17 protein-coding genes and 1 pseudogene are annotated in these 22,647 nt (G+C 72.2%); 11 read left to right on the plus strand and 7 right to left on the minus strand.

Annotated features, from left to right (window positions below):
• The first annotated feature begins 88 nt into the window (after positions 1–88).
• The 4 genes from HDA41_RS24725 to HDA41_RS24740 all read left to right on the plus strand — a co-directional run bounded on the left by HDA41_RS24725 (position 89) and on the right by HDA41_RS24740 (position 6,760).
• Positions 89–1,297: a serine/threonine-protein kinase gene (locus HDA41_RS24725; protein ID WP_184987255.1), complete on the plus strand. Its 1,209-nt coding sequence runs from the start codon at positions 89–91 to the stop codon at positions 1,295–1,297.
• Positions 1,298–1,398: 101 nt separating this feature from the next.
• Positions 1,399–3,204, plus strand: a complete 1,806-nt coding sequence (locus HDA41_RS24730; protein WP_184987257.1) for a serine/threonine-protein kinase — start codon at positions 1,399–1,401, stop codon at positions 3,202–3,204.
• A gap of 137 nt (positions 3,205–3,341) precedes the next feature.
• Positions 3,342–4,955 (plus strand): succinic semialdehyde dehydrogenase, encoded by a 1,614-nt coding sequence (locus tag HDA41_RS24735; protein WP_184987258.1) that lies wholly within the window; start codon positions 3,342–3,344, stop codon positions 4,953–4,955.
• Positions 4,955–6,760: a GMC family oxidoreductase gene (locus HDA41_RS24740; protein WP_184987260.1), complete on the plus strand. Its 1,806-nt coding sequence runs from the start codon at positions 4,955–4,957 to the stop codon at positions 6,758–6,760. The genes HDA41_RS24735 and HDA41_RS24740 overlap by 1 nt, the downstream gene beginning before the upstream one ends.
• Before the next feature lie 90 nt (positions 6,761–6,850).
• Here HDA41_RS24740 and HDA41_RS24745 read toward each other — a convergent pair whose 3' ends face one another.
• A complete protein-coding gene (locus HDA41_RS24745) occupies positions 6,851–7,837 on the minus strand; it encodes an LAETG motif-containing sortase-dependent surface protein (RefSeq protein WP_184987262.1) in 987 nt (328 codons plus the stop codon).
• A gap of 214 nt (positions 7,838–8,051) precedes the next feature.
• Between HDA41_RS24745 and HDA41_RS24750 the strand changes: the two genes are divergently transcribed.
• Complete coding sequence (locus HDA41_RS24750) at positions 8,052–9,179, plus strand: hypothetical protein (RefSeq protein ID WP_184987264.1); 1,128 nt, start codon at positions 8,052–8,054, stop codon at positions 9,177–9,179.
• Between the two features lie 528 nt (positions 9,180–9,707).
• On the opposite strand, the gene HDA41_RS24755 is transcribed toward HDA41_RS24750, so the two are convergent.
• Complete coding sequence (locus HDA41_RS24755; protein WP_260423638.1) at positions 9,708–10,028, minus strand: chorismate mutase; 321 nt, start codon at positions 10,026–10,028, stop codon at positions 9,708–9,710.
• A gap of 288 nt (positions 10,029–10,316) precedes the next feature.
• Between HDA41_RS24755 and guaA the strand changes: the two genes are divergently transcribed.
• Positions 10,317–11,897: a glutamine-hydrolyzing GMP synthase gene (gene guaA, locus HDA41_RS24760; protein ID WP_184987269.1), complete on the plus strand. Its 1,581-nt coding sequence runs from the start codon at positions 10,317–10,319 to the stop codon at positions 11,895–11,897.
• A 3-nt stretch (positions 11,898–11,900) separates the two neighbouring features.
• Here guaA and HDA41_RS24765 read toward each other — a convergent pair whose 3' ends face one another.
• A complete protein-coding gene (locus HDA41_RS24765; protein WP_184987271.1) occupies positions 11,901–12,374 on the minus strand; it encodes a pyridoxamine 5'-phosphate oxidase family protein in 474 nt (157 codons plus the stop codon).
• A 213-nt stretch (positions 12,375–12,587) separates the two neighbouring features.
• Here HDA41_RS24765 and HDA41_RS24770 point away from each other — a divergent pair, with 213 nt between their 5' ends.
• Positions 12,588–13,382: a class II aldolase/adducin family protein gene (locus HDA41_RS24770; protein WP_184987273.1), complete on the plus strand. Its 795-nt coding sequence runs from the start codon at positions 12,588–12,590 to the stop codon at positions 13,380–13,382.
• A gap of 667 nt (positions 13,383–14,049) precedes the next feature.
• On the opposite strand, the pseudogene HDA41_RS24775 reads toward HDA41_RS24770, so the two are convergent.
• A pseudogene (locus HDA41_RS24775) lies at positions 14,050–14,945 on the minus strand (DUF4429 domain-containing protein).
• A 339-nt stretch (positions 14,946–15,284) separates the two neighbouring features.
• Here HDA41_RS24775 and HDA41_RS24780 point away from each other — a divergent pair.
• Entirely contained in the window at positions 15,285–16,547 is a 1,263-nt protein-coding gene (locus tag HDA41_RS24780; protein WP_184987275.1) for a hypothetical protein, read from the plus strand.
• 115 nt (positions 16,548–16,662) lie between these two features.
• Positions 16,663–17,193, plus strand: coding sequence for a DoxX family membrane protein (locus HDA41_RS24785; RefSeq protein WP_184987277.1), 531 nt, complete (start codon positions 16,663–16,665; stop codon positions 17,191–17,193).
• Between the two features lie 116 nt (positions 17,194–17,309).
• On the opposite strand, the gene HDA41_RS24790 is transcribed toward HDA41_RS24785, so the two are convergent.
• Together HDA41_RS24790 and HDA41_RS24795 are read right to left on the minus strand one after the other, a co-directional pair.
• Positions 17,310–17,552, minus strand: coding sequence for a hypothetical protein (locus HDA41_RS24790; RefSeq protein ID WP_184987279.1), 243 nt, complete (start codon positions 17,550–17,552; stop codon positions 17,310–17,312).
• Positions 17,539–19,032, minus strand: a complete 1,494-nt coding sequence (locus HDA41_RS24795) for a PspC domain-containing protein (RefSeq protein WP_184987281.1) — start codon at positions 19,030–19,032, stop codon at positions 17,539–17,541. The genes HDA41_RS24790 and HDA41_RS24795 overlap by 14 nt, the downstream gene beginning before the upstream one ends.
• 177 nt (positions 19,033–19,209) lie before the next feature.
• Between HDA41_RS24795 and HDA41_RS24800 the strand changes: the two genes are divergently transcribed.
• Together HDA41_RS24800 and HDA41_RS24805 are read left to right on the plus strand one after the other, a co-directional pair.
• The gene (locus tag HDA41_RS24800; protein ID WP_184987283.1) at positions 19,210–20,502 is read left to right on the plus strand and encodes an ATP-binding protein; all 1,293 of its coding nucleotides are present in this window, start codon (positions 19,210–19,212) and stop codon (positions 20,500–20,502) included.
• Positions 20,499–21,239 carry a LuxR C-terminal-related transcriptional regulator gene (locus HDA41_RS24805; RefSeq protein ID WP_184987285.1) on the plus strand — a complete coding sequence of 247 codons (741 nt, stop codon included), beginning with the start codon at positions 20,499–20,501 and terminating at the stop codon, positions 21,237–21,239. Before HDA41_RS24800 ends, HDA41_RS24805 begins: the two co-directional genes overlap by 4 nt.
• A gap of 71 nt (positions 21,240–21,310) precedes the next feature.
• On the opposite strand, the gene HDA41_RS24810 is transcribed toward HDA41_RS24805, so the two are convergent.
• A complete protein-coding gene (locus HDA41_RS24810) occupies positions 21,311–22,378 on the minus strand; it encodes a C40 family peptidase (protein ID WP_184987287.1) in 1,068 nt (355 codons plus the stop codon).
• Between the last annotated feature and the right edge of the window lie 269 nt (positions 22,379–22,647).

The raw sequence follows: 22,647 nt of genomic DNA on the forward strand, positions 1-22,647 counted from the left end.
GCAAGACCCCTGACACCGGGCCATATGTTTCGGCCACCCCCAGGCGCTGCCCCCGGAGCCCATCCCTCCGGTGGGGCATGATGGCCGCATGGGGACCGAGGGGCACAACATGCGTGTCATCGCGGGCCGTTACCGGCTCGAGGCGAGGCTCGGGCGCGGCGGCATGGGCGTGGTCTGGCGGGCGACCGACCAGCTGCTCGGCCGGGGCGTGGCCGTCAAGGAACTCCCCTTCGACGAGTCGCTCTCCCCGGCGGAAGCGCGCCGCCAGCGGGACCGTACGCTGCGCGAGGCGCGGGCGGTCGCCCAGCTGAGCCACCCGCACATCATCGTCGTCCACGACGTCGTCGAGGACGACGAACGCCCGTACATCGTCATGGAGTTGATCGAGGGCGGTTCGCTCGCCGACCGGCTCGCCACCCATGGCCCGGTCGACGCCGACGAGGCCGCGCGGATCGGCCTCGCCCTGCTCGGCGCACTGCGCGCCGCGCACGCGGCCGGGGTGCTGCACCGCGACCTCAAGCCCGACAACGTGCTGCTGGAGCCCGGTACCGACCGGGTCGTCCTCACCGACTTCGGCATCGCCCAGGTCGCGGGCGCCCCCACGCTCACCGAGAACGGTTCCTTCGTCGGCTCGCCCGAGTACACCGCGCCCGAGCGGATGTCCGGAGTCAGGACCGGGCCCGAGTCCGACCTGTGGTCGCTGGGCGCGCTGCTGTGCGCGGCCCTCAGCGGCGAGTCGCCGTTCCACCGCGACTCGCTGGGCGGCGTCCTGCACGCGGTCGTCGTCGGCGACATACGCCCGCCCGCGCAGGCCGGGCCGCTCCTGCCCGTCGTACAGGGCCTGCTGGAGCGCGATCCGGACCGGCGGCTGGACGCGGACCGGGCGGAGCGGATGCTGCGGGCGTTCCGCGAGACGGGCAGTACGCCGCAGGCGCCGCCGCCCGGGTACGCGCCGACGGTGCGCGATGCCCCGCACGGACGGCCGCAGGGCAACGCCGACCGGCAACCGCCGGTGCCGCCGGGGGACATGCCCGGCCCGGAGCAGCAGTACGAGCAGTTGATCCGGCAGCCCACGCGCCGGGTGCTCGTGGCCGCGCTGCTGGTCGCCGCGACGGCCGGGGCGGGTGTGTCGGCGGCGGCGCTGCTCACGGACGAGGGCGGCGACGGCGGCCGTACACCGACGAGTTCGGCACCGAAGACGCCTTCGGCCGGCCCGCCCTCCCACGGCACGCGCACTCCGAGCATTCCCGCAGCCACCAGCGCCGGCACGACCGCCGCCACTTCGCCCTCGCGCTGACACGGCGTACAGCCGATGAGCCCCGTACCGGCACAAGAGAACCGGCGCCCGGCCACTGCCTCGCGTCGACAAGGAGCCGCCCCGCGGGGTACTGATGGGGGATGAGCAACGACGGGGGCGGTACGGTCGCCCAGGACCGGTCGGTCGGTGGGCGGTACCGGTTGATCGAGCGTATCGGCTCCGGCGGAATGGGCACCGTCTGGCGGGCCTACGACGAGCTCGTGCAGCGGGAAGTCGCCGTCAAACAGCCCCGGTTGCCGGGCGACCCGGAGGACGAGAGCCACCGGCGTGCGGCCCACCGGCTCTACCGCGAGGCCCGCGCCGCCGCCCGCGTCGACCATCCCGCCGCCGTCACCATCCACGACGTGGTCGTCGAGCCGGAGCGGCAGCCGGAGGCACGCGACGGGCGGATCGTTCGCCACCGGCCGGTCGGACGCGACGGACTGGACGCGGTCGACGCGGTGCTCGACGGAGTCCCCTGGATCGTCATGGAGCTGGTCCGGGGCGAGTCCCTGCACGAGGTGCTCCGGCGCGGCCCGGTCGACGCGCGCGAAGCCGCCCGGATCGGCCTCGCCGTCCTCGGTGCCCTGCGTGCCGCGCACTCCGTCGGCATCGTGCACCGGGACGTGAAACCGGCCAATGTGCTGCTCGGCCCCCACCAGCGCGTCGTCCTCACCGACTTCGGCATCGCCCATGTGCAGGGCGAGGAGTCGCTCACGGCCCGCGGGGAGTTCGTCGGCTCGCTGGAGTTCGTCGCCCCCGAGCGGATGTCCGGCCGCATCGCCGGGCCCGCCTCCGACCTGTGGTCCCTGGGCGTCCTGCTGTACGCCGCCGTCGAGGGGGCGTCCCCGTTCCGCCGCGCCACGCCGGAGGCCACGCTCGCCGCGATCCTCGCCCCCGAGCCGCACGAACCGAAGCAGGCCGGACCCCTCGGGCCGCTGATCGCCCGGCTGCTGGTGCAGGACCCCGACCAGCGGCCGGACGCCGAGGAGGTCGCGAAGGCGCTGGAGGCGGCGGCCGGGCCGGCAGTGGCCGAGGTGCCGGAAGAGGCTTTGGAAGCCGAGCACATACAGGGGTTCACGGAGGACGCCGGCACACCACGGCCCGAGGAGGCCACCGAACGGGCGCAGGCCACAGAACCCCCGCAGGCCACCGAACAGGCGGAGGCCCCAGGACCCCCGCAGGCCACCGAACGGGCGGAGGCCGCCGAACCCCCGGTGGCCACCGAACCCCCGGAGACCGCCGAACCCCCGGTGGCCACCGAACCCCCGGAGGCCGCCGACCCGCCGGACGCCGGCCCCGCAGAGCGACAGAACCCCGTGCCCCCCAAACGCCAGAGCCTTCTCCGCCCCGCCCCCATCGCCCTCCTGAGCGTGCTGCTCGCCGGCGGCATTGGAGCCGCCACCCACCTCGGCGGCACCAGCAGCGCGGAGACCGCCGAACAGGGCACCGACGCGACGGAGACCTGGACGTCGCACCGCGATCCGGACCTGTCGGCCGTACTCCATCTCCCGCGCCACTACCGGGAACTCGGCCGGACCGGCAGCGCGACCGACCAGCCCCGCACGGTGCTCTACGGCGACGAAGAAGGCGGCACCGTCCAGGTCCGCCTCCTCCTCTGGGACCGGGCGCCGGGCTCTCCGATGGAGCAGGTCCGCAACGCCCCCGTCGTCCGGGGCGACACGCAGTACACCCGCACCAGCGTCCAGGGCTACGAGGCCGCCCTCGCCGACACCACCTACGACCTGGACGAGGACCCCAGACGCGTCATGCGGGTGATGATCCGCACCGACGACGACCGCATGTACGAACTGCGCGTCGACATGCCCAAGGGCACGCCCGAGGAGAAGGAAGGCACCTCGGTGTTCAAGGGGGCCCGGGACCGGTTCGGGATCGTAAAAGGCTGAATCACACCAACTGGTCACCGCACAACGTCCTGATCAGGGCGTTCGTTGCCAGCAGCCACTGGCGCCGTGTGTGCACTCGGTGAAGCCGTATTACCGACGGGTACCCAAAGGCTCCGCCGGGGCATACCCTGCGCCTCATGACGGACGCGTACGCCCCGGAGAAGACCGGCACGAATCCCCTCGCCCCCGCCCCGGAGGGCGCCCGCACCGCCGCCGACGTGGTCACCCCCGAGCTGGTCGCCCAGCTCACCAAGGGCGTGGCCGGTTCCGGCCGGACCGCCAACCACACGCCGTTCACCGGTGAGAAGCTGGCCGACCTCCCCGAGTCGACGCCCGAGGACGTGGCGAAAGCCTTCGAACTGGCCCGCGCCGCCCAGGCCGTGTGGGAGCAGACCCCGGTGCGGCAGCGCGCCGCCGTCCTGCTGCGCTTCCACGACCTGATGCTGGAGCGCCAGGCCGAGGTGCTGGACCTGATCCAGCTGGAGACCGGCAAGGCCCGGCTGCACGCGCACGAGGAGGTCCAGGCCGTCGCGGTCGTCGCCCGGCACTACGGCCGCAAGGCCCCCGCCTACCTCCGTCCCAAGCGGCACGCCGGTGCCATGCCGACCCTCACCAAGGTCACCGAACTGCGCCACCCGCGCGGCGTCGTCGGCCAGATCGCCCCCTGGAACTACCCCCTGGAACTGTCGGTCGGCGACGCGCTGCCGGCCTTCGTCGCGGGCAACGCGGTCGTCATGAAGCCGGACACGGAGACCTGCCTCACCGCCTTGTGGGCCCGTGACCTGCTCATCGAGGCCGGCCTGCCCGCCGAGGTCTTCCAGGTCGTCCTCGGCGACGGCCCGGTCATCGGCCCGGAGGTCGTCCGGCACGCCGACTACGTCTCCTTCACCGGCTCCACCCGCACCGGCCGCGAGGTCGCCCAGGGCGCCGCCGCCCGGCTGGTCGGCGTCTCCCTCGAACTCGGCGGCAAGAACGCCATGCTGGTGCTGGAGGACGCCGACATCGAGAAGGCGGCGGCAGGCGCCGTCCGCGCCTGCTTCTCCTCGGCCGGCCAGCTGTGCATCTCCATCGAGCGGCTCTACGTCCACGAGTCGATCGCGGACGCCTTCCTGGAGCGCTTCGCCGCCCGCACGAAGGCCATGCGTCTCGGCACGTCCCTGGCCTACGGCGCCGACATGGGCTCCCTGGTCGGCGAACGCCAGCTGGAGACCGTCACGCGGCACGTGGAGGAGGCGGTCGCCAAGGGCGCGAAGGTCGTCGCGGGCGGCGCGGCACGACCGGACATCGGCCCGTACTTCTTCGAGCCCACGATCCTCGACGGCGTCGGCACGGACATGTCCGTCTGCGCGGAGGAGACGTTCGGCCCGGTCGTCTCGGTCTACCGCTTCAAGACCGAGGACGAGGCGATCGAGCGCGCCAACGCCACGGCGTACGGCCTGAACTCCTCGGTCTGGACGAAGGACGGCCGACGCGGCCACGAGGTCGCCGCCCGCCTGCGCACCGGCACCGTCAACATCAACGAGGGCTATGCCTCCGCCTACGGCAGCGTCCAGTCGCCCATGGGCGGCATGAAGGACTCCGGCCTCGGCCGCCGCCACGGCTCCGAGGGCATCCTCAAGTACACCGAGGCCCAGACGGTCGCCAGCCAGCGCGTGCTCCCGATAGCCCCCGCGCTGGGCATGGACGACGAGAAGTACGCCCAGTTCATGAGCAGGAGTCTGCGCCTGATGAAGGCGTTCCGATTCCGGTGATGCAGCGAGGAGAACACGTGTCTCAGGACGCTTACGACTACGACGTCATCGTGGTCGGCTCCGGCTTCGGCGGCTCGGTGACCGCCCTGCGCCTGACGGAAAAGGGCTACAGGGTCGGCGTCCTGGAGGCCGGCCGCCGCTTCACCCGCGAGTCCCTCCCGAAGAACTCCTGGGACCTCAGGAACTACCTCTGGGCGCCGAAACTCGGCATGTACGGCATCCAGCGCATCCACCTCCTGGGCAACGTCATGGTCCTGGCGGGCGCGGGCGTGGGCGGCGGCTCCCTCAACTACGCCAACACCCTCTACGTCCCGCCCAAGCCGTTCTTCGAGGACCCGCAGTGGCGGGACATCACGGACTGGCAGGAGGAGCTGAAGCCGTACTACGACCAGGCCCGGCGCATGCTCGGCGTACGGCTGAACCCGACCATGACCCCGTCCGACGTGCACCTCAAGGGCGTCGCGGAGCGCATGGGCTGCGGCGACTCCTTCCACCTCGCCCCCGTCGGCGTCTTCTTCGGCGACGGCGAGGACGCCGACGGCACGGTGAAGGCGAAGCCCGGCGCGGAGGTGCCCGACCCGTACTTCGGCGGGGCCGGGCCGGCCCGCAGGGCCTGCGCGGAGTGCGGCGAGTGCATGACCGGCTGCCGCCACGGCGCGAAGAACACCCTCAACGAGAACTACCTGTACCTCGCCGAGAAGGCCGGCGCGGTCGTCCACCCCCTGACGACGGTCGTCTCGGTCACCGACGACTCGCGCGGCGGCTACGCGGTCGCCACCCTGCCCACCGACGACCGCCGCAAGGCGAAGGGCCGGACCTACCGGGCCCCCCAGGTCGTCCTCGCCGCCGGCACGTACGGCACCCAGACGCTGCTGCACCGTATGAAGGCGGGCGGTCAGCTGCCGTACATCTCGGACAAGCTGGGCGGACTGACCCGCACCAACTCCGAGGCCCTGGTCGGCGCACAGACGGACGACCGGCGCTACCGCAAGGCGCACGGCGCACCGAAGGCCGACTTCACGCGGGGCGTGGCCATCACGTCCTCGATCCACCCGGACGAGAACACCCACATCGAGCCGGTCCGCTACGGCAAGGGCTCCAACTCGATGGGCAGCCTGTCGATCCTCCAGGTCCCGTACGCCGGGAGCGACTCGGGCACCTCACGGGTCCTGGGCTTCCTCGCCCACGCGGCGAAACACCCCCTGCTGGTGCTGCGCTCGCTGTCCAACCGCCGCTGGTCGGAGCGGACCATCATCGGCCTGGTGATGCAGTCACTGGACAACTCCCTGACGACGTACCTGAAACCGTCGGGTGTCGGCCGCGGCCTGCTCACCGCCCGCCAGGGCCACGGCGCGCCCAACCCGAAGCAGATCAAGGCGGCCACGGAGAGCGCGTCGGCACTCGCCGCCGAGATCAACGGCTTCGCGGGCTCGAACGTCGGCGAACTGATGGGCACCCCGCTCACCGCCCACTTCCTGGGCGGCTGCCCGATCGGCGCCTCCCGCGAGACCGGCGTGATCGACCCGTACCACCGCCTCTACGGCCACCCCGGTATCTCGGTCGTCGACGGCGCCGCGGTCTCCGCCAACCTGGGCGTCAACCCGTCCCTCACCATCACCGCCCAGGCCGAGCGGGCGATGTCGTTCTGGCCCAACAAGGGCGAGCCCGACTCGCGGCCCCGGCAGGGCGCGGCCTACGAGCGTCTCCAGCCGGTCGAGCCGAAGTCCCCGGCGGTCCCGGCGGAGGCGTTCGGCGCGCTGCGGCTGCCGTTCCTGGGCATCCCGGCGGTACCGCCGAAGAACTGACCGGCAGCGGACAGCAGAAGAGGGACCTGTGCCCCCCTCCGAGCGCAGGTCCCTCTTCTGCTTGTGCAACGGCCTGCCGGCCGCTGTGGCTTACGCCTGGACGCCGGCCTTACGGCGACGCACCACGAAGATCGCACCGGCACCGGCGACGACCGCGGCACCGCCGACGAGGCTGATCATCGGCAGGGCGGAGCTGGAGCCGGTCTCGGCGAGGCTGCCGGTAACCTCCGGCGTGTTGCCGCTCGGCTTCTCGTCGGTGACGGGCGCCTTGCCGCCTTCGGTCGGCTTCGTGCCACCGGTGTCCGTACCCGCGGCGACGATCTGGAACTTGTAGGAGACGTCACCGAAGCCGATGCACTCGTCGTCGTTGTCGCCGTAGATCGTCGCGCCGAGCGAGAAGCCGGCGCCGACCGGGGCGGACTTGCTGACGTTGAGGCGCAGCGGGATGTTGACCTCGTAGTCGGGCTTCAGCTCGTCGGTGTAGCCGACGTAACCGACCGCGTAGCCGCCCTCGTTGAGGTCGACCCAGATCTTGTCCTGGGGGTCCCAGGCCTGGAGCTGGACCTGCTTGCTGGAGAACAGTTCCTCGCCGTTCTTGTCGGGGGAGGCCCCGGCGAAGAAGTCGAGGTCGTTCAGCGTGGAGTCGGAGTTGTTGGCCACGTTCAGCGAGAACTTGTGCCAGCCGCTGCCCGCGGCGATCTTGCCGGGCAGGCCGCTGATGCTGACGTCGACCTTGGTGTCCTCGCACACGGAGGGCTCGGGGTCCGGGGTCTCGGACTCCTCGGGCGCCGACGTGCTCGGCTCCGGGGCGGACTCGCTCACGGAGGTGCTCGGCGAGGGCGACGTCTCCGGGGCGGACTCGCTCACGGAGGTGCTCGGCGAGGGCGACGTCTCCGGGGCGGACTCGCTCACGGAGGTGCTCGGCGAGGGCGACGTCTCGGGAGTGGACTCGCTCACGGACGGGCTCGGGGTGGGCGTCGTTTCGTCGGTCGCGTACGCGGCCGGTGCCGCGAGCAGTGCCACCGGGGCTATGACCGCCGTAGCGGCCGCTGCTGCCATTGCGCGGCGAAGCTTCATGAAGACCTCGGAGAGTCCGGCGTACCGCGGGATGCGGTACGAACGTTGGGGGAGGCCTCCGCGTGTGGGGCGCGGGAGTGGCCCGTGGTTCGGCAGGTTTGATCCGTGAAACCTGTGAATGGTTGTGCTGGCACTCACAGAATTCTTATGTGGGCTGGGTCACATCCGAGACCATCTTGTGAAGGGGCACGCCATCCGCTTAGATCTGGGCTTCGTGTCTGAAAAGCCGTCCGATGATCAGCCGTCGGCCTCGGAGATCCCCGACGACGTCTGGGAACAGTTCGCCCGCGACACCGCGCGGAACACCTCCGCCCCGAAGGAACCGTCCGCGCGAGCGCGCATGGTGACCGAGCGGCTGCGGCAGCAGGAGGCCCGGGGGGAGTCGCCTCCGGGCTGGCGAACGGGCCCGGCCACGATGAACGGTCGTGCGGCACGGCGCCGCACGCTGTGGGCCTTCCTCGGTGTGCCGCTCGCTGTCGCCGTCGCCGTGGTGGCGCTGAAACCGTCGCTGCTGCCCGGCGACCCCTTCGGCACGGACGAGTCGTCGGCCGCGGCCTCACCGCTGCCCGTCGAGACCGCGGCCCCCACCGCCGCACCCGGGGCGTCGGACCCCGAAACCCCCACCCTGGACGAGCCGTTCGCCGGGTCCCCGGCGCTGCGTTGGGTCGATGGTGAGGACGGCATCGTGCTGCCCGACGCCAAGGCCGTCGGTTCGGTCCCCAAGGAGCGCGTGGCGCAGGCGCTGAAGCTGACGAAGAAGCTGCTGGTGGGTGCCAACCTCGACCCGAAGGCGGTGCGCGGCGCCCGCCCCGAGGTCGCGCTCTCCGTGCTCGACCCCAAGCAGCCGGAACTCCTCGACGAGCTCGACACCGCCCTGCGCTCCCCGAGCAGGGAGCACGACCCGGTGACACTGTTCAGCCGTTTCCGCCCCGACGAGGTCCGTCCGGCCGGGGACGTGATCAAGACGCGCGGGCACATGACGTTCAAGAAGGGATCGCACGGGGGCGTGGCCGTGCGCGCCGACTACACCTTCGTCTACCCCCTCGTGCGCGCCGACGGCCCCCCGGACGTCACCCGCACCATCGTGCGCCGGGTGATCGACGTCGAACTCGCCGACCCCGCGCAGTACCGGGTCACCGCGGGCCGGCTGCTGCTCGTCGAGTACGACCAGGAGATCGGCAACTCCTCCTGCGACGTCCACGACGGCTATCTGCACCCGGAGTTCTCGCCGGGCGGGCCCACGGGCACGGCACCGACCGGTCCGGCGACCGATCCGTACGACCGGAGCAGGGACATCGACCGCGACGACAGTGACGCCTGCGGGACGGTCACCCGCACCTGAGCGGAGCGAAGGGCCCCGCGGGGTGGAGCCGCGGGGCCCTTCTTCTCGTCAGCACCGACGTCAGGGCAGCGCCGGTGCCTGGAAGCGGCGCCGGGGGGTTGCGCCGCTGGTCTCGACCGGACCCGAGCAAACCATTGGTCTCGACCTCTGGCGGTCGGGCAATGGGGGCGTCCGAGGGGGACTTGGGCTGTGTACGCATCGTGCTGGATGAACGCGGCGCTCGCAACCGTTTGACCCAGCCTTGTGCATTCTTGCAAGGTCCGCCGGCCGGCCCCGGGCGTCCCCGGAGCCGGCCGTTTCCTTGGGTGACCGGGCTGCTGTCCCCTGCCGTCCGGTCACTTCCCCGGAGCGAGGTCCCACGACGCACGGCACGATCCGTACGTCTCATCGCTCCAGCGAGCCACGCGTGGTTTCTCTCGGGCCCGCGCCTGGCTGGCGCGGACACCGGAACCAACGAAGCGGTTCGCGGGACGGTCACGCGCCGTACGGGTGAGAAGGGGGCGCACGTCTGTACGGGGAACGCGGATTTCAGATCCTGCCGCGGCACATCTCCAGCAGGGTCATCGCGAGGGCCGTGCCCGGCTTGCCCAGCGCCTCCCGGTAGCGGCCGAGGACCTCCATCTCGCGGGAGAGGTTCACGCGCCGCCCGCCGGAGGAGATCCGGGCCTCCTGGATGACGGCGGAGACGGCCGCCCGTTCCTGGATCAGGCCGATGATCCGGTCGTCCAGCGCGTCGATGCGCTCACGCGCGCCGGTGATCACACCGGCGGCCTCGGGGGTACGGGCGCCGGTCACGTCGGTGGCGTTCATGGGGGCTCCTTGTCGTCGAGGGGTGCCCCGGAGCGGCAGGGCCCGGACGACGACAAGCGCCCCGGGCCTTGTCGGCCCGGGGCGCCTGGGAAGTCGCTTGTCAGTTGCTCAAGCAGCACGACCATGGCAGCCGGCGGGCCGGGTGCCATAGGTAAAGACGAACGTCTGGTGCTGGAGCATGGGGCAAGTATGCCCCGCTCCCCGGGGGCGTCCAACACGGTTCGCATCCTGAGACGGCCCTGGCCCCCGGCGCCCGGACGGTGCCCTGCGGCACCCCGGTAGAATCGGGTGGCACAAGACCCCCGCCCCACCGCCGGAAGGCACCCCGTGTCATCAGCGACTCCCGCTGCCAGCGCCACCGACACCGTCCTGGTCGTCGACTTCGGCGCGCAGTACGCCCAGCTCATCGCCCGTCGTGTCCGCGAGGCGCGGGTCTACAGCGAGATCGTGCCGAGCACCATGCCGGTCGCCGAGATGCTCGCCAAGAACCCCGCGGCGATCGTCCTCTCCGGCGGCCCCTCGTCGGTGTACGAGGAGGGCGCCCCGAGCCTCGACCGCGAGATCTTCGAGGCCGGCGTCCCCGTCTTCGGCATGTGCTACGGCTTCCAGCTGATGGCGCGGACCCTCGGCGGCACCGTCGACAACACCGGCGCCCGCGAGTACGGCCGCACCGACCTGCACGTCTCCAAGTCGTCCTCCACCCTCTTCGAGGGCACCCCCGCCGAGCAGGCCGTCTGGATGTCGCACGGCGACGCCTGCTCCGCCGCCCCCGAGGGCTTCTCCGTGACGGCCTCCACGGACGTCGTCCCGGTCGCCGCCTTCGAGAACGACGAGAAGAAGCTGTACGGCGTCCAGTACCACCCCGAGGTGATGCACTCCACGCACGGGCAGCAGGTGCTGGAGCACTTCCTGTACCGGGGCGCGGGCCTGACCCCGTCCTGGACCACGGGCAGCGTGATCGAGGAGCAGGTCGCCGCGATCCGCGAGCAGGTCGGCGACAAGCGCGCCATCTGCGGGCTGTCCGGCGGCGTGGACTCCGCCGTCGCCGCCGCCCTCGTCCAGAAGGCCATCGGCTCCCAGCTGACCTGCGTGTACGTCGACCACGGCCTGATGCGCAAGGGCGAGACCGAGCAGGTCGAGAAGGACTTCGTCGCCGCGACCGGCGTGCAGCTGAAGGTCGTGGACGCTCAGGAGCGGTTCCTCAAGGCGCTCGCCGGGGTCTCCGACCCCGAGGAGAAGCGGAAGATCATCGGCCGCGAGTTCATCCGGGTCTTCGAGCAGGCCCAGGCCGAGATCATCGCGGACGAGGGCCCCGCGGTGGAGTTCCTCGTCCAGGGCACCCTCTACCCGGACGTCGTCGAGTCCGGCGGCGGCACCGGCACCGCCAACATCAAGTCCCACCACAACGTGGGCGGCCTCCCCGAGGACCTCGAGTTCCAGCTGATCGAGCCGCTGCGCAAGCTCTTCAAGGACGAGGTCCGCATGGTCGGCCAGGAGCTCGGCCTGCCGGACGAGATCGTCCAGCGCCAGCCGTTCCCCGGCCCCGGCCTCGGCATCCGTATCGTCGGCGAGGTCACCAAGGAGCGCCTGGACCTGCTGCGCGAGGCCGATGCCATCGCCCGCGAGGAGCTCACGGCGGCCGGCCTCGACCGGGACATCTGGCAGTGCCCGGTGGTCCTGCTCGCGGACGTCCGCAGCGTCGGCGTCCAGGGCGACGGCCGTACCTACGGCCACCCGATCGTCCTGCGTCCCGTCTCCTCCGAGGACGCGATGACGGCCGACTGGTCACGCCTGCCGTACGACGTCCTCGCGAAGATCTCGACCCGGATCACCAACGAGGTGCGTGACGTCAACCGCGTCGTCCTCGACGTGACCTCGAAGCCGCCGGGGACGATCGAGTGGGAGTGACCCCTACGTGCGCTTGACCGTGCGCAGGGGCTCGCCGGGCGTCCAGACCTGGACGACGAGGTACGTGTCGTCCTCGACGTAGGTCCGCACGACCTCCGTGAGCTCGGTGCGGAAGAGGTGGAACGGCTCCGGCGGTTCCACCTCCTCGACGTATCCGGCCTTCGTCTCCACGTCGTCGACCTCGATCGCCCGGCCGCTGATCCGGACGTCGCCGCCGCCCATGCCGGTGCCCTCCCCGGGGTTCGCCTGGAGCGCGAAGCGCGGGTCGCGGCGCAGGTCGAGCGCCTTGAGCGAGTTCGGCATCATGCCGAGCCACAGTTCTCCGTGCAGGAACCGCACCTCCAGGCCGCTGGTGCGGGGCGAGCCGTCCTTCCGGAGGGTGGCGAGGACGTGATGGGTGTAGGCGCCGAAACGCTTCTCGACGGTAGCGGCCAGATCCGGTGCGGCGGTGGCGAAAGCCTCCCAGTTCGCTGTCATACGGAAGAGTCTGGCGCCGAAACCCGACATCTTCTGTCGGCTATCCGTGGGAACGGGGAGACCGAGGCGAAAAGGGTGCGCACTGGTGCTCACAGGGCGTTCGCCGGGGCGCTCACCGGGGCACTCGCCTCATCTTCACCAAACGGTTCTGTTCTTCCCGGCCCGACCGGCGGTAGCTTCCGCCCCGTATGTAGAACCAGCGCTGGAGGACCTATGCACGGGCCCACCCCGCCCCTGCCGCTGCCCACCGACCGGCTGCGGTTCGCGATGCCGCCGATGCACGAGTCGCTCGAGGACGAGCGCAGGCACCGCAAGGAACGGCTCGCGGGCGCCCTGCGGATCTTCGGACGGCTCGGCTACGAGGACGGCGTGTCCGGGCACATCACCGCCCGCGACCCCGAGTACAGCGACTGCTTCTGGGTCAACCCGTTCGGGATGCCCTTCCGGCACGTCACCGTGAGCGACCTGGTGCTCGCCAACCAGGACGGCCAGGTCGTCGACGGCGGCTACCACGTCAACCAGGCCGCCTTCACCGTGCACGCCCAGGTCCACGCCGCCCGCCCCGACGTGGTCGCCGTCGCCCACTGCCACTCGGTGCACGGCCGGGCGCTCGCGGCCCTCGGCGAGCTGCTGGAGCCGATCACCCAGGAGAGCTGCGCCTTCTACGAGGACCACGCCCTCTACGACGCCTACACCGGCGTCGCCGTCGACGCCGAGGAGGGGCGGCGCATCGCGGCCACGCTCGGCTCCCGCAAGGCGCTCGTGCTGCGCAACCACGGGCTGCTGACCGTCGGTGACTCGGTGGACGCGGCCGCCTGGTGGTTCGTGTCGATGGAACGGTCCTGCCAGGTGCAGCTGACGGCGCAGGCGGCCGGGCGGCCGGTCCGCATCGACCACCGGATGGCGGTGGCGACGAGGGAGCAGTTGGGTGGCGACCTGGTGGCGTGGATCAACTACCAGCCGATGTGGCAGGAGGTCAGCCGGAGTGAGCCGGATCTGCTGAGCTAGGGCCTGTCCGCAAAGTCCCGCCTGCCCTGCGACGCCCGGCACGCTCCCCCAGCTCTTCGAGCAGGGGGGACCGCCACTCGCCGCACCGGGCGACCACCCGGGGCCGGCGAGTCGCCGCCGGTAGTGGCTGCGGCGGGCTGTGGCCTGGTGACGTCTGCGCCAGTGCGAGCGCGCTGTGAGCCCTGGGCAGGTTCGGCGCCCGCGGCGGATGGGCCGTCTGCAGGGACGGGTCCTCCCGAACGTCGCGATACGGCCGGGATGTCCGAGACGGTCCGGGTGGAGCAGGCGACGGCCAGGACGTAACCGATGCCGCGTGTCTCCAGAGCGGTGCGCAGGTCCGGATCAACCAGGGCCGCACTCCTGTCCGCGCGGATGCCCTCGCAGGCCGCCTGCCCGCCACGGCCTCGCAGCGGCACAGCGCCGGGGTGGGTGCGAAGGCCCCGCGCTCCTACGACTGGACCTGGATCCGTACCGGCACCGGCCGCCACCGCCACCTACTCCCCGTCGCCTTCAACCCACCAGCCGCCTCCGCGGCCAGACTGCCGCACTGGTCCAGCCGGCGCAGACGTCACCAGGCAACAGCCCGCCGCAGCCACTACGGACGACGATCCGCCGACGAACCTGCTGAATAGATCACAACCGCACTGAAGTACTAACGGCCGGCTCGTCAGAAGCCCCGGAGCACTGCTGCCTTCGTCAGGGCGAACTCCTCGTCGGTGAGCACGCCGTCCCGGTGCAGCTCGCCCAACTCGCGGAGGCGGCGCAGCAGTACGTCGTGGTGGTCGGCAGCGGGCGGTACGGCGGGTGCCGGGCGGGGGCCGTGCGCGTCGGCCGGGCGGTTGCCGGCCGCGGTGCGGGTGGACGGGTGCGGCAGCCGGGCGGTGATCGCCGTCGCGACGAGCGCGGTCAGCAGGTCGCGGCGGGTGCTGCCCCACAGGTCCAGGGCGTACGGGTCCTTCTCCGGCGGCAGTTTCGTGAACACCGTCTCGCGGGTGACGAAGCGCAGGAAGCCGTACTCGTGGCCGGAGTTCGGCAGCCACTCGACCTGGACCAGGTCACCCAGGTTGATGATGCGCGGACCGGCGCGCGTTTGACCCGCTCGGAGGCGTCGGCCCAGTCGATCCGTACCCGGGTCCCGTCGAAGGAGACCGTCCCGTCGGACGAGCGCACCGACACCGGAACCGGCGGGCCGGGCAGCAGATAGGCCTTCACCGGCTCCGTCGGGATCTGGTCCAGAAGCAGCGCGCGGCGGATCTCCTCGGCGACGTACTCGGCGACCCCCGTCCGGTCGACGTCCACCGCCAGCCGGTACGGATCGGCCGCGTCCGGCAGCCGCCCGCCGGTCGCCTGAAGCAGCGGATCGGTGCCCTCCCGCAGCCGCAACCGGAGCCGTCCGCGCCTGCGTTCGGGTTCGAGGACGACGCCCGAGACCGCCTTGAGCGGCACGGCGATCTCTCCGTACGTCTGCCGGAACAGCGGCACGGAGCGGTGCAGACCGGGCGTGATCCGGATCGTGCTGCCGTCGAAGGCCCAGGTCCCGTCACGCTGGATGATCTCGGCCATAAGGGAATCCTCGCAGCCACGTCAACACGACCCGCCGAAGTTCACCCGTGCTGACCGGACCGGGCGGACGCGGACCGGGTGGTGAAGGGATAATCCGCTGTCGTCGCACGGGAGTTGTACAGCGGTGTTTCCGGGGTCCGGAAGACCGACGGTGGTTGGGTCGCGGGAAGGCGGGCGTCGGGCGTGACGGTGCGCGAGACGGGACAGGGCGGCGCGGACGCGGGTGCGTATGCGGACGCGGGTGCGTATGCGGGGCGGTACACCGGTGGGGCCGCGGGTGCGTATGCCGGTGGGTACGCGGGCGGCCACGGTGGTGTGCAGGGAGATGGGCCCGGAGGTATGCACGGCGGTGGGCCCGGAGGAGCGCACGGAGGTGGGTGCGCCTGTGGGGACTGTCCGCACGGGGCGCGTGAGGGGCACCGGCGGGCCGTCGCCGCGTTCCTGCGCAAGCGCGACGAGTTCGCGGCCGGGCAGGGGCTGCCGGCCGCGGTGGCGCACTCCGCCTCGGCTTCCCGCCAGTGGGTCTCGGAGGAGCTGGCGCAGTCCGCGGAACTCGTCGCCGAGCGCGGCCGGGCCGAGGGCCGGGCCTGGCTGGGCGGCCTGTGGCGCCGCACGGCGGGGGCGGTGTGGGCGGCCGTCGTGGTGTTGCTGCTCGGGCAGTCCCTCACCGCGGTCGGCGCGGGCTGGACGGCGGCCCGTACGGCCGGGCTGGCCGCCGCGCTGGTGGTCGCCGGGGCACTCACGGCGGCGTCGTGGTTCCACCGGGCGAAGGGCGGTGTGCTGGCGCCCGTCATCGGTGAGGACAACCGGCTGTCCACCTCCCGTACGGTCGCCGGGGCGTGGGTGCTCTTCGTGGCCTACTCGGTGCTCGTGCTGGCCGGGCGGCTGGCGGGCGCCTCCCGGCACTCGGACCGGGACGCGCTGCTCTCCGGGCTGGAACTCGCCCGCGGAGCCGGGGTCGTGACCGTGCTCGCCGTGGTGTGCGGGATCGCCGTGCTCGTGCGGCGGGTGGTCGGGCTGCGGGTGCTGGGCCAGCGGCTCCAGAAGGTACCCGCCGACCGGCCCCGAGCCGCCGACCTGCTGACCGACGACGCGGGCCGGGGCACCTTCGCCGACATCCAGTACGTCGTGATCAGCGCTGTCGCCCTGGTCTTCGCGGCGGTACGGCTGGCCAGGCGGCCGGACCAGCTGCCGGATCTGCCGTGGGGGCTGGCGGTGGTGGTCCTGGTATCGGCGGCGACCTACCTGGCCGGCAAGTACGCGGAGGGTGGCCGGCCGGTCATCCTCTCCGTCGTGCGGTCGCGGGAGGCGGGAGACCTGGACGGGCCGATCCGCACGGGCGACGACATCGAGATCCGGGGCGCCGGGTTCGTACCGCCGGGTGCGCAGGGGGCGGACCGGCTGGCCCGCATGGTCGTCCGGGTCGGTGCCGTCCATGTGCACGTCCCGTTGGTGCCGGTGCCCGGGGGCTTCAGCAACCCGACGGACACACTGCTGACCGTGCCGGTGCCGGCGGATGTGGAGCCGGGGCGGGTGGAGGTGCAAGTGGTGACGGCGGCGGGGGTGGAGACGAACCGGTACGCGGTCGATGTGACGGAGTGAGGGGGCCGGGTCCCCGGTAACAAAAGCCGCCGCACAGGATTGAGCCGCGTCGGTTCGACGTACGTATGGTCTGTTGAGGGGGTCTCGGCACCGGCGTGAGAGGCGGCTAGCAGCGATGACTCACGGTATGCGAACGGACACGCACGCCCCCCACTTCAGCACCGGAGGAGACTGGCGGGACACCACCGTCCGCTACGCCCTCCTCCCTCTACGGATCTTCCTCGGCGTCACCTTCATCTACGCCGGCCTGGACAAACTCACCGACAGCGCCTTCATGAAGGACGCCGGCTCCGGCTCGGTCGGCGACATGATGCGTGCCGTCCGCGACTCCTCCGCCATCCCCGCCCTGGTCGACCTCTCTCTGAAGAGCCCGGTCGGCTTCGGCTACGCCATCGCCATCGGCGAACTGGCCGTCGGCATCGGCACCCTGCTCGGCCTCCTCGCCCGTCTCGCCGCACTCGGCGGCGCGCTGATCTCCCTCAGCCTGTGGCTGACCGTGAGCTGGGCCTCCGACCCGTACTACTACGGCAATGACCTCGCCTACCTCATGGCCTGGACCCCCCTCGTGCTCGCGGGCGCTCCCCTGCTCTCCGTGGACGCCGCCTTGCGGTCACGGCGACGGCAGAGGACAGGGGGCTACCGCTAGCCACGGTGGGCCGGGCGGCGGGTGTGGCCCGTCGTCACCCGGCCATGTCCGGGCCGGGCTCGTCGGTGGTGGTACGGCCCGACGTGTGGCGTCGGCGTAGGGGGTGTGGCCCGTCGTCACCCGGCCATGTCCGGGCCGGGCTCGTCGCTGGTGGTACGGCCCGACGTGCGGCGTCGGCGTATCCGGCCCGTCAGGATGCCCACCACGCCGGCCAGGCACAGCCCGCCCGCGACGAGGGGTATCGCCACGAACCACGGGGTCTGCCAGGCGCCGCCCGCGTCACCGGCGTAGAGGACGCCCACCAGGGTGAGGACGGCGCCGGCGACCAGCTTTCCGGGCTGGAGTTCATGACGCAGCACGGGCCACCTCCGCCTGTCCCATGCCGACCTGGAGATCCAGATCGATGGTGCCCGATCTCTTGACGCCCTCGGCGGGCGAGAGGGTCATCTCCTTGTGCTGGCCCGGTTTCACGTCCACGTCCTTCTTGTCGTCGCCCGGCAGCTGAAGGTCTCCCATCCCCACCTCGACGCTCAGCCGCACGGTCACGTCCTCGGGCACGATCACCTTCACCTGGCCCACGCCGACATCGGCGCGTGTCGTGACGGTCTGGTTCCGGCCTATGTCCACCCGGGTCAGATCCAGGGTGCCGACGCCCGTGCCCACGTCGTACTGCCGGCGTACGTCCGCCGCCGTGGTGGGCTGCCAGGTCGTGCGGGTCCACTGGGTGCCGATGTCCTTGGGCACTGCCGCCGAGCCGGCGAGCAGACCTGCCGTGATGATCGCCAGGAGGATCGAGCCGGCGCCGGTCCGCCCCAGGAAGGCACTGACCGCTATGCCCAGGCCCAGGACGGCGAGCGCGCAGGACAGACCGGTCTGGAGACTCGTGCCGAGCGGATGCTGGTCCCAGGTCAGGCTCGTGCCCAGGGCACCCGCCAGCAGGGCCAGCAGGAAGACCCAGCCGCCGATCCAGCGGGGGCCGCGCGGCTCGGGCGGCCGGGTGTGCGGGGCGGGTAGGTCCTCGCGGTCGCGGGGCTGGACTCCGAGGCTGATGTTGATCGCTGCCGCGACGTCCAGGTCGCGGGAGTCGCGGGGGCCCCAGAGATAGCCCGTGCCGCCGATGTGGGTGCCGTCCTTGACGATGGGGTCGCGCCACCAGGACGGAGATGTGAGGAACACCGGCGGCGCCTGCGGCTCCGGCGGGGCGTCGGCGACGGCCTGGGCGGCCAGCAGGTCGGGGCTGGGGGCGCCGCGGTGGCGCGACCAGTAACCGGCGCCCGCGAGGAGGAGGGAGAGGACGACGGCGAAGGTCAGCACCCCGCCGTTGTTCAGCAGGGTCAGGAACACTCCGCAGCCGACCAGCGCGAACAGTACGGCCGTCAGGGCCTGTCCGTCGACGCGGCCGGTCAGCAGTTTGCGCACCTCGTTCTCGTCCTCGTCGTCGTACGGGACGAGGAGCCAGGCGAAGCCGTAGAAGAGGAGGCCGATGCCGCCGGTGGCGGAGAGCACCGCGAGGGTGATCCGGAAGATCACCGGATCCATGTCGCACTGCCGCCCGAGCCCGGCGCAGACGCCGGCCAGGGCCTTGTGGCGGCGGTCGCGCCGGAACTTGTGCGGTGGTCCGGGCGGGATGGCTTCCCCGGCCGGGTCGGTCGCGCCGGGCGTACCTCCTCGCTGTTCTCCCGCGTCCGCGTCCGCGTGCCCGTGCGCGCCCGGGGGCGCGGGGGAGCCGGCGGGTGCGGCGTCCGCGGCGGGCGCGGCATCCTGCGGCCCGGCGCCCGGTGCGGGGCGCGGGCCGGAGCCGGGTCCCGGACCCGTCGCGGCGTGGTCGTGATCGGTCATGGGTCCATGGTGACGGGCGCGGCGGCGCGGCGGCAGTCGGAACGACCCTGGCCGGACCCTGATATCGGCCCTGAGGGACGGCTCGGGAAGCGTTCGAGGACCGGGGTCCGGAGATCAGGGGAGTCTCCGGGGCCGACCCTGATGCTCCGGAGTTCCGGCCGTGTGACCATCAATGGCATGTCGGAAGCCGCAGCAGCGCCACTCGCCGGACCGCGGCCGCCGCGCAAGCTCTACCGCAGCAGTGACGGACGCTGGCTCGGTGGTGTCGCGCGGGGGCTCGCCGGGCATCTCGGGCTGCCCGTGATCTGGGTACGGCTCGTCTTCGTCGGCCTGTTCATGGCTGACGGCCTCGGTGCGCTGCTGTACGCCGCGTTCTGGTTCTTCGTCCCGCTCGGCGTCGGCGGGGTCGAGGCGCAGAAGCCGCCGACGCTGGTCGCCTCGGAGACCTCGCCCGACGGCCGTCGCAGACTCGTCGCCCGCAGGCCCGACAAGGGCCAGATGGTGGCGCTGCTCCTGATGGTCGTCGTGGCCATGGTGTTCGTGGGCAATGTGAACCTCAGCGGTGGGGCCAGGGCGTATCTCTGGCCGATGGTGCTCGTCGGCGCGGGCGTCGCCCTGGTCTGGCGGCAGGCGGACAACGCCCGCCGGGCCCGCTGGGTGGAGGTCGGCCGCCGCCGCCGCACGGTCACGCTGCTGCGCTCGGTGGGCGGTGTGCTGTTGGTGACGGCCGGCGTCTCCGGCATCTTCGTCCTGCAGGGCTCCGCCGCCCACCTCGGCTCCGTCCTGCAGGCGGCGCTCGCGGTCCTCGTCGGGATAACGCTTCTCGCCGGGCCGTATCTGGTGCGCATGACGCAGGACCTGTCCGAGGAGCGCCTGATGCGCATCCGCGCCCAGGAGCGCGCGGAGGTCGCCGCGCATGTGCACGACTCGGTGCTGCACACCCTCACCCTGATCCAGCGCAACGCGGAGAACGCGAACGAGGTGCGCCGCCTCGCCCGCGCCCAGGAGCGCGACCTGCGCACCTGGCTGTACAAGCCCGAGGGCACCGGCAAGGACGAGGCCGACGAACCCACCACGCTCGCCGACGCCGTGCGGCGCAACGCGGCCGAGGTGGAGGACAAGCACGGCGTGCCCATCGAGGTCGTGGTCGTGGGGGACTGCCCGCTCGACGAGAGAATCGCCGCACAGATGCAGGCCGCGCGCGAAGCAATGGTGAACGCCGCCAAGTACGGTGGCGAGGGCGGAGCCGTCCAGGTCTTCGCCGAGGTCGAGGGGAAGACGGTCTTCGTGTCCGTGCGGGACCGCGGTCCCGGCTTCGACCTCGACTCGATACCCGCCGACCGGATGGGTGTCAGAGAATCGATCATCGGCCGCATGGAGCGCAACGGCGGCACGGCGCGGCTGCGCGCGGTGCCGGACGGCGGCACGGAGGTCGAGCTGGAGATGGAGAGGGCGGAGAAGACGTCATGAGCGACCCGACCGAGGCGAACGGTACGGCGGGATCGGCGGAGGCGCCCGGGCCCGCGGAGTCGGGCGGCGGCCCGGGGCGTCGCGTGCGCGTGGTCCTCGTGGACGACCACCGCATGTTCCGCACGGGGGTCCAGGCCGAGATCGGGCAGACCGAGCAGACCGGAGTCGAGGTCGTCGGCGAGGCCGCGGACGTCGACCAGGCGGTCACGGTCATCACCGCGACCCGGCCCGAGGTGGTCCTCCTCGACGTGCACCTGCCCGGTGGCGGCGGTGTCGAAGTGCTGCGCCGCTGCGCCCCGTTGATGGCCGACGCCGAGCAGCCCGTCCGCTTCCTCGCGCTGTCCGTGTCGGATGCCGCGGAGGACGTGATCGGCGTGATCCGCGGCGGAGCCCGCGGGTACGTCACCAAGACCATCACCGGCACGGACCTCGTCGACTCCATCTTCCGCGTCCAGGAGGGCGACGCGGTCTTCTCCCCGCGGCTGGCCGGGTTCGTCCTCGACGCCTTCGCCTCCACGGACGCGCCACCGGTCGACGAGGACCTGGACCGCCTGACCCAGCGCGAGCGCGAGGTGCTGCGGCTCATCGCCCGGGGGTACGCGTACAAGGAGATCGCCAAGCAGCTGTTCATCTCCGTCAAGACGGTCGAGTCGCATGTCTCGGCGGTCCTCCGCAAGCTCCAGCTCTCCAACCGGCACGAGCTGACGCGGTGGGCGACGGCTCGCCGGCTGGTGTGACGCGGGAAGCCCGGGTGGCCTGACGGCGGTGGGAGCGGCCGGATCGGTGGCGGTGCTGCCGCCATGCCCGGTCACACCACCCGGGTGGCGCCCGTGAACGGCATCTCGTCCAGCGGGGCGACCCGGACCGGGGCGGACGGGTTCGGAGCGTGGATCATCCGGCCGTTGCCCACATAGATGCCGACGTGACTGATGCCGGCGTAGAAGAACACCAGGTCCCCGGGGAGGAGGTCGGAGCGGGAGACGCGGCGGCCCGCGTCGATCTGGGAGTACGTCGTGCGGGGCAGGGAGACGCCCGCGGAGCGGTACGCGGCCTGGACGAGGCCCGAGCAGTCGAAGGCGTTCGGGCCGGTCGCGCCCCACACGTAGGGGCTGCCGAGCTTCTGGTAGGCGTAGGACACGGCGGCGGCCGCGCGGGAGTTGGGAGCCTGCGCGCTGACGGGCCCGGGGGCGGCCAGCCGGTCACGCGCACCCGTCGAGGAGCGTGAGGCGCGGTCCGCGCCCCTCGCGTCGCCGGTGCGGGCACGTTCCTGCACGCTGAGCCGGGACAGCAGCTCACGTGCGGAGCCCAGCTTGCCGGTGATCGTCTTCTTGTGCCGTCTCAGCTCCGACTGCCGCGATTTCAGGGAGGTCAGCTCGATGTGGGCCGCCCCGCGCAGCTGCTCGATCTCCCGGAGCTGCCGGCGTACGCGTGTGACGTCGGACTTCTGCCGGTTGCCGGCCCGCTCGACGAACTCGGCGTTCTCCAGGTACCGGTCGGGATCGTCGGACAGGGCGAGCTGGAGCACGGGGTCGAGGCCGCCCCCGCGGTACTGGGCGGCGGCGACCGCACCCAGTTCCTCGCGGGCGGAGTTGAGCCGTTCCTCCTTGCGCGCCGCCTGGTCCTGGAGGTCCTTCAGCCGCTGTCCGGCCGCCTCGGCCTTCTCCTTCGCGCCGTTGTACTTCTCGGTGGCGACCTCCGCTTCCTGGTACAGCTCGTCCACCTTGGCCTTGACCTGGCCGGGGGTGAGCTCAGGTTCGGCGTGTCCGGTGCCGTCGAAGCCCGTCGCGGTCGCCGCGCCCGCGAGGGCGATCGTGGCGGCCGTACGGGCCTTGCTGCCGCTCACGGAGCGCTGGCGGGGCTTGCGGTGCGCTGCCACCTGGGGGCCACGTCCTTTCCTGCGACCGCCGACGCGTGCGTACGGCCGCCAGGGGAGCGGACGGGCGGCCTGCGCGTCCGGCGACGGCCCGCACAGGGGAAGCGGACCGCCGCCGGACCTTCTCGGCGGGGGTGTCCGACTGCCGCCCCTGGCCCGGGCGGCGATGGGGAGCCGGGCACCTGGGGGAGGACGCTAAAGCTCGCCGCGGGGGCTCGGTGGCGGGTGTGCGGAAGTGTCCCGAGAGGATCGGAGGTGACCGTATGCGACCG

This window comes from Streptomyces caelestis (assembly GCF_014205255.1).
Classification (GTDB): Bacteria; Actinomycetota; Actinomycetes; order Streptomycetales; family Streptomycetaceae; genus Streptomyces; species Streptomyces caelestis.